Source organism: Kordiimonas sp. (genome assembly GCF_965216265.1).
Lineage (GTDB): Bacteria > Pseudomonadota > Alphaproteobacteria > Sphingomonadales > Kordiimonadaceae > Kordiimonas.
On sequence record NZ_OZ244153.1, the window covers coordinates 2,985,956 to 2,998,787 of the forward strand.

At 55.0% G+C, this 12,832-nt stretch carries 14 protein-coding genes; 5 read left to right on the plus strand and 9 right to left on the minus strand.

What is annotated here, in order from left to right; genetic code table 11:
• Positions 1 to 70 precede the first annotated feature (70 nt).
• The 5 genes from ACOOGA_RS13815 to ACOOGA_RS13835 all read right to left on the minus strand — a co-directional run bounded on the left by ACOOGA_RS13815 (position 71) and on the right by ACOOGA_RS13835 (position 5,926).
• Positions 71 to 1,210, minus strand: a complete 1,140-nt coding sequence (locus tag ACOOGA_RS13815) for a flagellin (protein ID WP_417462825.1) — start codon at positions 1,208 to 1,210, stop codon at positions 71 to 73.
• 83 nt (positions 1,211 to 1,293) lie between these two features.
• The gene (locus ACOOGA_RS13820) at positions 1,294 to 2,484 is read right to left on the minus strand and encodes a flagellin (RefSeq protein WP_420428894.1); all 1,191 of its coding nucleotides are present in this window, start codon (positions 2,482 to 2,484) and stop codon (positions 1,294 to 1,296) included.
• 267 nt (positions 2,485 to 2,751) lie between these two features.
• A complete protein-coding gene (locus ACOOGA_RS13825) occupies positions 2,752 to 4,473 on the minus strand; it encodes a hypothetical protein (protein WP_417462826.1) in 1,722 nt (573 codons plus the stop codon).
• Between the two features lies 1 nt (position 4,474).
• Positions 4,475 to 5,167 carry a hypothetical protein gene (locus ACOOGA_RS13830; RefSeq protein WP_417462827.1) on the minus strand — a complete coding sequence of 231 codons (693 nt, stop codon included), beginning with the start codon at positions 5,165 to 5,167 and terminating at the stop codon, positions 4,475 to 4,477.
• 159 nt (positions 5,168 to 5,326) lie between these two features.
• Complete coding sequence (locus tag ACOOGA_RS13835) at positions 5,327 to 5,926, minus strand: TetR/AcrR family transcriptional regulator (RefSeq protein WP_417462828.1); 600 nt, start codon at positions 5,924 to 5,926, stop codon at positions 5,327 to 5,329.
• Positions 5,927 to 5,977: 51 nt separating this feature from the next.
• Here ACOOGA_RS13835 and ACOOGA_RS13840 point away from each other — a divergent pair, with 51 nt between their 5' ends.
• Both ACOOGA_RS13840 and ACOOGA_RS13845 read left to right on the plus strand, forming a co-directional pair.
• Complete coding sequence (locus ACOOGA_RS13840) at positions 5,978 to 6,439, plus strand: DUF1330 domain-containing protein (RefSeq protein WP_417462829.1); 462 nt, start codon at positions 5,978 to 5,980, stop codon at positions 6,437 to 6,439.
• Positions 6,440 to 6,597: 158 nt separating this feature from the next.
• Positions 6,598 to 7,179 (plus strand): PAS domain-containing protein, encoded by a 582-nt coding sequence (locus ACOOGA_RS13845; RefSeq protein WP_417462830.1) that lies wholly within the window; start codon positions 6,598 to 6,600, stop codon positions 7,177 to 7,179.
• 43 nt (positions 7,180 to 7,222) lie between these two features.
• Here ACOOGA_RS13845 and ACOOGA_RS13850 read toward each other — a convergent pair whose 3' ends face one another.
• The 4 genes from ACOOGA_RS13850 to ACOOGA_RS13865 are packed head-to-tail and all read right to left on the minus strand — an operon-like array spanning position 7,223 to position 9,176.
• A complete protein-coding gene (locus ACOOGA_RS13850) occupies positions 7,223 to 8,272 on the minus strand; it encodes an AraC family transcriptional regulator (protein ID WP_417462831.1) in 1,050 nt (349 codons plus the stop codon).
• Complete coding sequence (locus ACOOGA_RS13855; RefSeq protein WP_420428895.1) at positions 8,256 to 8,387, minus strand: hypothetical protein; 132 nt, start codon at positions 8,385 to 8,387, stop codon at positions 8,256 to 8,258. The genes ACOOGA_RS13850 and ACOOGA_RS13855 overlap by 17 nt, the downstream gene beginning before the upstream one ends.
• A complete protein-coding gene (locus ACOOGA_RS13860; protein ID WP_417462832.1) occupies positions 8,372 to 8,755 on the minus strand; it encodes a hypothetical protein in 384 nt (127 codons plus the stop codon). Before ACOOGA_RS13860 ends, ACOOGA_RS13855 begins: the two co-directional genes overlap by 16 nt.
• A 1-nt stretch (position 8,756) precedes the next feature.
• The gene (locus ACOOGA_RS13865; protein ID WP_417462833.1) at positions 8,757 to 9,176 is read right to left on the minus strand and encodes a hypothetical protein; all 420 of its coding nucleotides are present in this window, start codon (positions 9,174 to 9,176) and stop codon (positions 8,757 to 8,759) included.
• 694 nt (positions 9,177 to 9,870) lie between these two features.
• Between ACOOGA_RS13865 and ACOOGA_RS13870 the strand changes: the two genes are divergently transcribed.
• From ACOOGA_RS13870 to ACOOGA_RS13880, 3 genes are all read left to right on the plus strand, one after another.
• Positions 9,871 to 10,440 (plus strand): PAS domain-containing protein, encoded by a 570-nt coding sequence (locus ACOOGA_RS13870; protein ID WP_417462834.1) that lies wholly within the window; start codon positions 9,871 to 9,873, stop codon positions 10,438 to 10,440.
• A gap of 527 nt (positions 10,441 to 10,967) precedes the next feature.
• On the plus strand, positions 10,968 to 11,900 hold the full coding sequence (locus tag ACOOGA_RS13875) for a TIGR02285 family protein (RefSeq protein WP_420428897.1): 933 nt from the start codon (positions 10,968 to 10,970) through the stop codon (positions 11,898 to 11,900).
• 80 nt (positions 11,901 to 11,980) lie between these two features.
• Complete coding sequence (locus ACOOGA_RS13880; RefSeq protein WP_417462836.1) at positions 11,981 to 12,829, plus strand: hypothetical protein; 849 nt, start codon at positions 11,981 to 11,983, stop codon at positions 12,827 to 12,829.
• Positions 12,830 to 12,832: the final 3 nt, after the last annotated feature.

Here is a 12,832-nt window from a genome sequence, read left to right on the forward strand (position 1 = left end):
TCGTGCGTTCTAGGCCCCGCGACTACCTACCGAAAAATCTCTCCGTTTACTCGATCCCCCAAGGATTTAGTTACCTGAACAGGGCCAGTACGCTTTGCGGGCCCTGGTTGGCGATGGAAAGCGCCTGAAGGCCCAGCTGTTGTTTGGTCTGGAAGGCTTGCAGATCAGCGCTTTCTTTCGCCAGGTCTGCATCCACCAGATTACCGATGCCTACCTCAAGGCTGTCTGATAGCTTGCCTGCAAACTGCTGCTGGATACCTAGCCGGTTTGAGGTGGAGCCGAGGTTGGATAGCACATCGTTTACGCTGCTGATGGCGGTTTCAATGGCGGTAACGGCCGCGTCTGCATCACCGCCGTCGGCACCGGAGTTGAGATAGTCACCGCCCAGAATGGCGTATTCGCCCGTCTCGTTAACAGTACCTGTGACAACCGAGTTCTGGATGGTCCACCCAGTGTCACCAGCGTTAAACCATGCAAGCAGGTCGGTGCTGACGGCTTCTGGTGCGAGGCCCGCGTCGATAATGTCGGTGACCACGTCTCCGCCCGGTGCCAACCAGCCTTCAAGCTCGAAGATCTCGTTAAACCTGGCGGTATAGCCGGTGTTGCCTTGAATAAAGGTTTTGAAAGAGAAGCTTGTTATGCTGGCGCTTGTTTGCGTGAACGTATAGGCCTCGCCCTCCGCTGCGATAGAGGTATCTGCAACGCCAAGTGATGAGGTGGTGAGTGTATTGCCGCTGGATGTAATAGCGCCTGATGAGCTACCAATGCTGTCCGTGATAGCAGTCAGCGTATCACCGGTCAGCAGGTTGCGGCCATTGAAGCTGGCGTTCTCGCTGATCGAGGTGATCTGGGCCACAAGCTCCTGATAGTCATTATTCAGCGCATTGCGGCTGTCGTCATCAAGCCCGTCATCCTTGGCGGCAACGGCTTTTTCTTTCATCTGGATCAACAGGTCAGAGATGGCTTCCGCGCCCGCAATCGCCACATCCAGCTCAGACTGCGCACGGGAGAGGGAGTTATCAACGGCCCTGAAACCGGCAACATCACCGCGCATATTTTGTGCAATGGAATAAATGGCGGCGTCGTCGCGCGCAGAAGATACCTTCAGGCCGGTGTTGACGCGAGACTGGCTTATCTCAAGCGACCGGCTGGTGGTATTCAAATTTTGCAAGGCAGCAAAAGCGCCTGCATTTGTATTAACTGAAAACATCTTTCTGATGCCTTATCTTCGAGTGTAGTTCGAGCCTTCTGCCCAACCCCAATTACGCTTTACTCTATCTGACCAATACTCTTTTACCTGAACAGTGCCAGTACTGATTGCGGGCCCTGGTTGGCGATGGAAAGCGCCTGAAGGCCCAGTTGTTGTTTGGTCTGGAAGGCTTGCAGATCAGCGCTTTCTTTCGCCAGATCTGCATCCACCAGATTACCGATGCCTACCTCAAGGCTGTCTGATAGCTTGCCTGCAAACTGCTGCTGGATGTCCAGCCGATTTGCGGTTGAGCCGAGGTTTGAGAGCACATCGTTTACGCTGCTGATGGCGGCCTCTACTTTAGCGACCGCAGCCGTGGCGGCAGTGTTGGTGCTTGCATCGCCTGAGTTGTTGGGGTTGCCCACCGTTAGGTAGGAGGAGGCACCGTTTCGCACAAGATAGACGGTCGACGTGCTCTGGAAGGCCAACCGATATGGATAGCCATCCACGCGCCCGCTTCCATACTGGGAGGTATCACCATTAATACCAAGCGCGTCGAGAAAGCCGTCCTGAAACTCGGTTGTAGGAGTGCCGCCAACGTTGTTGGTTGTAACCCCTGTGTTGGGGTCGATCGTCTCGCCATTGAAGTCGCCGCCATTATCGTTTTGCAGGTTCACGACGGCGGCGCGGAAATCCGCGTCGCCTGCTGCGGACATGGTTTGGCCTGCCAACGCCTCCACTGTGCCGGATACGGAGCCGCCGGTGGATACAAGATCACCAGCATCAATGGCAAGCGCGCTCAGCGTCAGCGTATTACCGTTTGAGGTAATGGTGCCGCCCGCGCTTCCTGTGCTGTCGGTGATGGTTGAGAGAATGTCGCCGGTCAGCAGGTTCTTGCCGTTGAAGGTGGCATTTTCCGCAATGGATGTGATCTGCTCTTTAAGTTGAACAAAATCGTTGCTGAGCGCCTGGCGGCTGCCAGCGTCAAGCCCACTGTCCTTTGCGGCAACGGCTTTCTCTTTCATCTCGATCAGAAGGTCCGAGATGGCTTCAGCGCCCGCGATGGCAACATCAAGCTCAGACTGCGCACGGGAAAGCGAGCCATTGACGGCCCTGAAGCCCGCAACATCACCGCGCATATTTTGTGCAATGGAATAAAGCGCCGCGTCGTCGCGGGCGGAAGATACCTTCAGGCCGGTGTTGACGCGAGACTGGCTTATCTCAAGCGACCGGCTGGTGGTATTCAAATTTTGCAAGGCAGCAAAAGCGCCTGCATTTGTATTAACTGAAAACATCTTTCTGATGCTCCGGTAAATTTTTACAGCCTGACCTTCTGTTCAGGCAGGGCACATTCTGCGCCACCCAGGGATATTGCACTAAGTGTGCCAATTTTTACACTTTGTTAAAATTTTAGCTAAATGGCGGAAGCGCGCGCCTTACACCAAAAGGGTGTGGCGGAAATGGTCCCGGCCTAGGGTGGAATTTTTTGCCGGGTGGGGCAAAAAATGCCGAGCATGAGACCGTTAAGTGCTTATAACGCGGAATCTTTTGCCGCTGGTTAATTAATGCCATTTCACGCTCGGGTTGGGCACGCACAGGTGCTCACTGGGGCGTAGCAGGCGGTTCGCTTCAAGGTCAAACATGAAGGCGGGCATCACGCCTTGTTCTTCGCCTTTTTCCGTTGTTGCGGTGCATTCGTTTTCAAACTTGTAGGGGTACAGGCCGTTCGTCAAACCGTAGATGACAGACCTGCCCGCGATCGTGGTGCGGGATATGTCCATGTTATAATCGCGGCTCCAGGTATTAGCCTCGCCTCTTTCACTGCGGGTGCGAATTTTCTGTTTGTTGCGGTAAGCATCCCCAATCGGCGTTTGCCCGCTGTTGAACAGCACCCGCTTTTCCGCAAGCGAATAAACGCTGAGATAAGCGCGGCTTGAATGCTCGTCACCGGTTGCGAAAGAGACAAGGCCCAGCTCTTCATGAAAGCGCGGATACCCGCGATAGAGGTCCAGCCCCAGCTTTTTGCCGTGTTTGTCCACGATCCAGTATGCGTTGGTGAAATTGTCCATATCCCCGATGTAAAAATCATATTTGGTGCCGCTTTTGCCCTCAAGCGGCTTGTATCGCCCTTGCTTGGGTTCAAGCACCACATGGCCCGATTTGTTTTTGAGGCCATGATTGCCGCTGTAGGGTTTGGTGAAGGTCGTGAGCGTATGCTCGGTCACGATATATTCTTCAAGCGGGTTTGTGGGGCCTTCCGGCGCATCTTTCGCCATTTCCGTCAGGATGTTGCGGTAGGTGACCAGTTCGGCTTCGCGCTCACGCAAGGTGCGGTCTATCCCTGCCACGCGCTCAAGCTGGGCGGCCACAAGCTCCCGGTCCCGCCCGCGCCAGTCATCGTTGAAATCAGCCACATCATCACGCAGTTCTGCACGCAGGGCATCCAGCATGCGCTCCATCTCATCAAGGTGCGCTGTGGTGGGGTATTTGCCGGTGCCAGACGTGGTGTTATAGATCCGCCGCGCGGCATCAATACCCTTGTTCAGCCCCTTTTTCGCCAGCCGTGCCTGTAGGTCTTGCGCCTTGGCATATTTGCGGTCGAACGATTTTTTGCGCCATAACATTTTCTCGGCCCGGCGCAGGGTATCGCCCGCGCTCAGCTCCACGCTCAGCACGGATATCTCGTCCACCTTCACACCAGCGACTGCCACCTTCTTGGCCTCAGCACTTGATAGCCAGTCACCGCCGATGGCAGCGCATTGGTCTTTGGCTTCGCGGTTAATCTGCGCGTTATAGCGGGGGTCGACCTTTTTGGGGGTGGCGCAAATGAACTTGTCCCAGTTCGGGCTGCCCGCCACGTTAAAACCGTTTCTGCCGCCTTGCGCCACCACACCTGCATCACAAAATATGCTCAGGTGCGCGCCGCCGCCGTTCGTCAGCCGCCGGGCGTTTTTATCAGGGTTGGGGAACTGCGCCATCAGCATCAGGTTCCACATCTCTTCTTCGCCGGGCTCAGAGAGGATGCGCGTGCCGTCGTCCAGTATCACCTGCAAAACACCGGGGTTTTCCCAGCGTGCTGTGCAGTTGACTGCCGCTTCACCAAGCAGATACCACACGCTGAACATACCGCTCAAATTCACGCCCGAGTAGGGTTGCAGGCGGGTGTCATAGGTGTCCTGCATCTTGTGGCTGATGCTGTAGTTCGCCTTGGCCGGTTTGGGTGTTTGCGCGATTGCGGGCAGGCTCATGAGGGCGGTAAGGGCAAGGCATAAAATCAGGCGCATGTCACCAGTCCTCCATCAGGTCATCCATCTCGGACGGTGTGGTTTTTTTGGACGCGCCCTTGAAGTGGCCTTCCGCCAACTCGTCAGGCTCGAACGGGTTCTCTATGCTGCCGATGTCCAGCTCTTGAAGGTAGGGCATGGCAAACGGCAGGGTGACAGCCAATAAGAACAGCACTGCGATTGAGCCGCCCACACCAAAGCGGGTTGCCACGCGAATGGCACGGAAAAACAGGTAATAGGTCAGGACCAGGCAGGCCGCGAACAAGAGAAAATACAGGGTGTTGTCACCAATGTTTTTGTCAAACCAATAGCTGCCGTAGCCCGCCGCCAGTGAACCTGCGATATAAAGCAGCGCAAGCAGGCGCGGCTTATGGGCGTGCGTGTTATGGCTCGCCTGTTGCTGTTCCGCCTGTTGCTGTTTCTGCCCGGTTTGCTGTGCTGCCTGCGGTATTGGGGGCGCGGTCTTGAGCGCATCATAAAAGCTGGCCGTGGTATCGTGCGTGGGGATGTTTTGAGCGGGTGGCTCGCCTTCAATCACCACGTCCATCACATCAGGTTCAGCGGGGGGCGTGCCCCATTCAAGCCCTGCGCTGCACGCCGGGCATTTGAACTTGATAAAACCACGGTCGGTCGGGAACCGTACCTTCTGCCCGCATCCGGGGCAGGGTGTCACGCTCATGTTTTCCGTTGCCATAGAGTCCCCCATCATCGGCACAGCAAGAAAAAGCGCTCGAAACTCCAAGCTTTAAAAGACGCTAGCGGTGCATCGCCACACCGGCAAGCTGAAATGCATGGTGCGCAAGCTTTCAGGCAATTTCAGGGCAAGGTAGTGATGCGCGTTTGGGGTATGGCTCTAGTTGGGGGAGGTCACCAATAAGCTGTCAGCGATGCTGCGCCGCAGCGTGCGGGAAGCTTCCTCCGGCGCCCAGCCGCTGTCATCCACCAACAGCGCCCAGCTTTGCACAGACGCGGCCGCCCACAGGTAATCTGTTGCGGTATCCACCTGCCAGTGCGGCTTTAGGGCGCCTGCGCGGCTTATGTCGCCCACCAGCAGTTTCATCCAGCTTCGAAGGTCAGCCATGCGGTCAAGCCATGCGGCTTCGGCTTCCTTGTCTGTTGCGCGCAGGCGAATGATATCGCGTGCGACCGGCAGGATCTCGGCAACAAATTCAAACCACACCTTGAGCGTGGCATCGAGCTTGGCTTCGGGGCCGGAGGCTGTGCGTGCGTGCTCGAAGGCTTCGCGGATGCCAAGGCGGTCATCGGTACGCTTGAGGAGCGCCATCAACAGGCCGCCCCGGTTGCCAAAATGCAGATAGACCGACTGGCGGCTCACGCCTGCGATGGCGGCAATCTCAGCCATGCCCACTTGTGCGCCCTTAAAGGCAACCAGCTCCCACGCCGCATCGAGAAGTTCCTCGCGGGTGGCTTTTTTATCCCGTTTGCTTGACACGTGTAAAGTTAACTCCTATTTGACACGTGTAAAGCATATGGAGAGAAGAGCATGACGGTCAACCATGAAAACGAGGAACTGTTGCAAACCTTGCTGGATGCCTATGGCAATGGCCAGGGTGGTGACAGCCCGACAGAAGCCCAGTGGCGGCGCCTTATTGAACGCGGTGCATCCACACCGCTTGTGCTGGTGAACTTTTTCAAGTTGCGGGCACAGGCTGATTATACGGGCACCCCACACGCGGGGGCGGCTCCTGTAGCGGGACAAGAAGCGTTTGGCCGATATTCAGCTGTTTCCATGCCTGCGCTCACGGCGGCAGGCGGGCGTTTCCTGCATATGGGGCCATATGAAGGCGGGTTCCTGGGGGAAGATGAAGACTGGCACATGGTTGCTATCGGTCACTATCCTCACATGGCAGCTTTCTGGAAGCTGTATCGCAACCCGGACTATATCGCGGCCTTCTGCCACCGTACTGCAGCGTGTGAACGCCAGAAGGTGATGGTGTTGGGCTAGTTCTTCACGCAGGGTGCAGGCGGCGGTGCCCTCGCTGTTTGCCAGAAATATAGTTATGAGACAAATGCCCGCTCACAAGGCAGAAAAAGTGCGGGAATAAACTAAAATTCAACCGGATTTTCACCACTTGTTAACAATCACCGGATGAAACTGAATTTATGGTTGAGTTTACCCTGCCGAGAGCGGACCACTTTGAGGTCTTTCACAATTATTGGCGAACCCTGGCGAGCGATGCCGGTGGTGTGCCTACCCGCGCGGCCTTCAGCCCGGCGGTGTTAAAGGACCTTTTGCCGTTTGTTTTCATCATTGAGCGACGCTCGCCGGATGATCTGCATATTAGGCTGGCCGGTTCCGCCATTGAGCAGGTGCTGGGCTTTGCCGCTACGGGTAAAAACTATCTGGAAATCTGCTACAAGGTCGACGCACCTTTTTTCAAGCAGGTGTTTACCGATATGACAGAGGTGCCGTGCGGTGCCTTTTTCAGGCGTGATATCCACCTGGCGGGCGGGGATATCTATTCGCTCAATACCCGGTGTTTACCGTTCACGGACAAAGAAGGCAGCGTGCGCTATATCATCGGGGTGGCTGGCGTGGGCAACAACCTTGTGCTTACGGCCTATGACCCGCCGGTGCTCGATTTCTCCAACATCACGGCGCATCACTATATTGACGTGGGCTTTGGTTTGCCGGATGAGAGCCCGGCTCTGCCGCCTGCAAAAACGATCAAGCCGGATATCTAACCGGCCCGAGCATCATTCTTGGGCGTCATTCTTTCGCATCCTTTTACAGTGAATATTCAAGCGCTGCGTCGCGCACTTCCCGGCTGGGTGGTGCGCCAAACAGGCGTTTATATTCCCGGCTGAACTGGAAGGGGCTTGCGTAGCCAACCCGGAAGGCGGCGGTGGAGGCATTCATGCCGTCCCGTATCATCATGCCGCGCGCCTGGTGCAGGCGAATATTCTTCAGATACTGAAGGGGTGTCATGCTTGTCACTGCCTTGAAGTTGGCATGAAAGGCCGTGGCGCTCATGCCAGCGATAGACGCCATATCATCGATCGAGAAAGCTTCATTATAGCGGGTGTGGATGGTGCGCAAAACTTCCGCCAGCTGATGGAACTTGCCGCCCCGGCGGGCGGCCGCACGCAGGCACGCGCCGCGCTCGCCCACCAGCACGCGGTAGATAATCTCCCGCAGGATCTGGTTCGCGAGCACCTTGCGGTCGGTTTCATGGTCCATGGCCTCAATCAGCCGCACGGCGGCGCTGGCGATATGGTCCGTAAGCGGCGCGGCGTGGATCGCTTGCTCAATACCTGAAGGGTTTTCCGCGTAAATACCGTCTTCACACCGGGCACTGTCTTCCTCCAGATCAATGAGCAGATCACCAAGGGTGACAGGGTCCACCGATATGCACATGGAAAGGAAAGGGTTCTCCGGGCTTGCTTCCTCAACCTGCGCCACCAAGGGCAGCGGTACGGAAAGCACAAGGTAATTATACGCGTCATACTGATAGCGGTTTTCACCCAGCAGCCCGCATTTGGACCCCTGCGCCACAATGATGATGCTGGGCTGGTACACAACCGGCCTGCACTCGGTTGGTTCATCCGCGCGGTAAAAATCCACTCGGTCAAGCGGGGAGGCTGTACGGCCCGGCTCAAGCGCATGGGTTTTAATCAGTTCCGTCAGGCGGTTTTTGGTTTCAAAATCCGGGCGTGCAGCATCAAGCATGGTTTTGGGTCCGTCGTCATTGTCGTGTGAAGGGCCATATATGAGGGCGCTGGCGGTCTTGTGCCGCTTTATTGCACTGGTATCCTGAACCTTATTGTGCGCCCGCACGCACGGCTTCGTCCAGCGCAAAATACCGCATGTGCAGGATCAGGCATGCAAACTGGATGATCGAATATGGTGCAGAATGCGCGACAGGATGTTGAGACCTCAGAAATGCAGGCATCCGTATGTGTTGATCAGAAACTCGTGTTGGCTCAAACGGCGGATAGAATGGCCATACATGATGCTTCCTGGCTCACCGGGTGAATATAAGCGAACGTCAACTGTAAGTACGCTCTCATTGAGCACATGGATGACGACATCTCCTGAAGGAAGGGTTGGGTCTGCCTGTATGTCTAACAGTTCGTTTTCGACATATATGCAAACAAAATTGAGTAGGGTTTTTGCATCACATCTTATGAATTGCTTTGTGAACTGCTCAATTACACGTGTTTTGATCGAAGGTTTTGAAATTGGCATGGTTGTCAATTTCTCGGCGAGAAACGGTTCAGAAGTAGACCGTTGATTTGCGTAGAACGGCTCAAATTCCATGTTAGTTCTCGTCGACCATAAAGACCTGAAATGCTGAATCATAGGGGCCTTTTTTGCCAGCGAGTAGGTTTCGCAATATTGGGTATACTGTCACCAATGAGATGATGATATAAATACAAGCACGCGCAGTCGTCAAAAGGATTGGCATTTCACGTTCCCGCCAAACAACCCGTTTCTTGAAAAGTAACATGCCCAATGTTCGGCCGTTGAGAAAAGGCATCGTTGAGACGAAATAGACGTGAAGCGCTAGTATAGTGATCATACCACCCGCCCGATCGGGAACGTCATTTTCAAGAGGGGAGGGTACGAAAAGGTCAAGCATGAAAATCGAGCTGAACCCGATTGCTCCGGCAGCGATCCAGTCGAAGATCAAAACCCCAAGTTGGGACATGCTGGATGTGATTTGGCGATATTGCGGCATGACATGACCATCTCTTCAAAAAACATGGGAAGTGCATTGAATTGAACAATGGTCTGAGGATCGCAGGTGGTGCCGGGCTTCCCCGTCCATGACTTTCATGGCAGCCCCGACATCCCTGCTGAGCCTTTTGGCATGTGTGCCGGTGGCTCGTGGGTGGAACCTGTCTCAGCGGCGAGATAACCCCTGTTGGGTTGTTTGCCCCAGGTTCCCTCTCTTGGTTGCTTCCGGTTCACACGGGCACAAAGGGGGTGCCTGGCTTGCCGGTCGCGGTTTCCTCAAGGGCCGTAGCCCAAGAGTGGCAGGGTATATGACCCTGAATTCATATCTGGATTTTGATCTGCCCCGATCTCAATCCGTTACATCGTTGCGGTAATGCTCCAGTAAAAAGCAGCGCCGATGATGCCAAAGAATGCGAACGTCCCCAACAGGCACAGTGCACCGTGCCGGGGCTGCGCATTCGCGCAGTTCTTCCTCATAACATGCTCCCGTTTTGCCCCTAGGGGCGAACTATACATAAAACCACAAGCGGTTAAAAGCCCATTTTTCTACAGCTCCCGCGAGAAAACCGCTAAAAACTGCCATTTAAGGCTGCGCATGGTTGTGCTTCTTCTTCTACGGGTGATCTGCTAAGCTCCCTTCGCGCCAACCGGCAAATGGGGGTCGGGCGGAGAGCTATATGGACGCGGGGGGCCGTATGTTCCAAGATTTTATCGCGCTGTGGAAGACGTTGCCCAAAAGTGTTGGCAACGTGCCAGCGAAGGCATGTTTCAGCCCCACACTCGCACCCGCGTTGGTGCCTAACCTTTTTGTGGCTGAGCATATAGCCAGGTATAAGCTTGAGGTCCGCCTGCTGGGCACAGATATCGAAGCCCGGCCCAGCTTTCGTGTATCGGGCGAAAACCTGTTTGACCGGCTGCATGAGGACGAATGGGACCACTTTGAAGCTTTTCTGCAGGCCTATCGCCAGCACCCTTGTGCCGCACGGGTGAAGCGCCGGGTAACCGGCGATGGCGGCCGCATATATGACCTTCACACGCTTGGTGCGCCGCTTGCGGATGCCTCGGGCGAGGTGCGTTATATCTTGGGTGTTGGCTACATCGAGGCCAACACGGCAGAAAGCATGGAAGCGAGTGAGAAACGCAAAAACAGCGCCCGCCCTTACCGTGAGGAGAGAATACCGCCCACCATACGGGAAGCCGCGTTTGTTGACCTAGGCTTCGGCCTACCTGCCTGCACGCTCGAGCATTTCAACCATAACCGGTAGCGGGCAGGCGTTGCTTTAAGCCCGCTAACATCGTGAGAGATAAGGGTATTTTTTTCAGGTAAAACAGACACCGCATTTACCGCCTTGGTAGCGCTGCGATTGCCGCCTGTTTCCGTAAGATCAGCTATTGCATCAACTTAGGGAAAACTCATAAAAATTAATAAAAAAAGACTTGCTTCAAGCCCGCCCGTATTGCACCATGGGTTTAGCCATAGTGACCGAATAGGCCCGTCTCTCGGATTAATTTCCGGAGGCGGGCTTTTCTTTTGCTGATCACTCAGCCAGTGGGTGTTTCAGTGCAAGGATGCGTAGAAAAGCTTTTGCTTTTTCTCACTTCAACAGGTTTCTATCACCAGATATGCCTGAAAAACCGTCTGTTTTTCGTGGGCGCTATAGATGAAAACATATAATACCCGGACCGGTGATCAAGCATAGGCAGCACGCGGCCACCGTGGTAAAGCATAGCAAAACAGCGAGGGCTTTGGGTGTTTGACACGCTGGCTCCGGACCCACTAACAGATAACACCATGAGCCTGAATTCCATGTTGCACCGTGCCCGCTTCCTTCTTTTAACACTGCTTCTGGCGCCGCTTATTATAGGCCCGGCCTTCACAGCGCGCGCCGACGAGGAAGCCGAGCGCCCGGTCATTCGCTGGTATTACCAGAACTTCCCGCCCATCCATATCATCACGGGCGAAGATGCGGGCCAGGGCTTCGCGGACAAGGCCATTTCCTATATGCATGCACGCCTGCCGGATTATGACCACCTGAAGGTACTGACCTCCGCCACCCGCATTCATAACGAGGTTCGCACCCGCGAAAACGCTTGCCATCTTGGGCTTTTCAAAACGCCGGAGCGCGAGGAATACGCCACTTTTTCCGAGCCGCTGATTGAAGTGCTACCCAACCGGGTCATTGCCCTCAAAAGCAACCGGGACATATTTGACCCCTACCTGACAAACGCGGAGGAGATTGACCTGCCGCGCCTGCTGGCATCGGGTAAATTCCTCTACGGGGTTGATAGCGGGCGGTTTTACAGCAGCAATATCAACAGGTTGCTGGCTGACAAATCCCGCGCAGAGGGCAAGGTGGAGCTGGTGGACCCCCGCCTGGGTGCCCTGATCGCCCGCGGGCGCATCTCTTATGGTTTTGCCTTTGCGTTTGAAGCCGCCTACCGCTTCCGGCAGCTGGATGAAGCCGACAGCTATTTCACATTGCCCATCGCGGGGGAGCCCGAGTTCCTGCAGAACTATGTGGGCTGCAACAAATCCGCCTTCGGTGCGGCCGTGGTCGAAAGTGTGAACAAAATTGCGGCGGACGTGCGGCTTGCCCACCGGCGCTTCTACCGGGAGTGGCTGGACGATGACGCCCGCACGGATTTTGACACCATCATGGCCCGCCACGATGCCCACCCCGACCCCCGCGACAGTGAGGCAAAAACCCGGCGCGGCGGAAACTAGGGGCGTTCTGATCGTACTTCTTGTAGTAAGCGCGATTTCTATCTACCGTTGGTAGAGGAAAAACAGAACACGGCTCAGGTATGACCTTTTCAGATAACTACGTAGCGCGCGGCATAATGCGCGCCTTCCTCCTTCCGTTGGTACTGGTGCTAACCGCCGCCTGCGGTGCGGTGGAGGACAGAAACAGCGATAAAGCGATCGAAGACATGCTCGCCAGCTCCAGTTTGCCGGAAGAGGGAGTGCATAGAGCACGGTTGTTTGACGAGATGGCATTCCCGAGTGCATCAAGTCGGTATTACAGCATTGTGGACCGTGCGAACTTGATTAACATAATACCAAGAAAATATATGGGTACGGTCAGCGATGATCGGCCACTATTTAATCCGGTGAAATTCCGGCTCAGACAGTTTTTCTCTACTCGTTTTTTCGTAGACATTCGAGCCCCAGCTGAAGCTGAACTGCTTCTCCTTGGTCTTGATGATATCAACGCGGAAAAATTGAGCGAGCACCGCGACATCCTTGTTCCCTTTTTAGGGGAAAGCTCCTTCGCATCCGCACTGCAGCAGGCTGTCTTTTCAGACAATGATCGCTGTGCCCTGCTACGTCTGACAGACGGCTATAAAATCCAGAAAACATTGGTATTGGTTGCTTTTGACATGCGGGACGAGGCTTCTCGGGAAGAGCAGAAAGCCGCAGTTTCCTGCATCAATCGTGGGCACTATTATCACCTTGGCTACAGCTCTGCCGCGACAATGCCTGCGGAGAATTTTGTCGGGCAAAACAGATACACCAAAAGTTTCATTATGAATTCGAAATACCAGATTGGTTTGCCGTACATTCTGACCGATGGGTCCTTTGCGGGTAAAGAGCGCCACGAGTTGATGGCTGCGGTTATAGAAATAATGGAAAAAGACTATCCTGAAAAATAATTA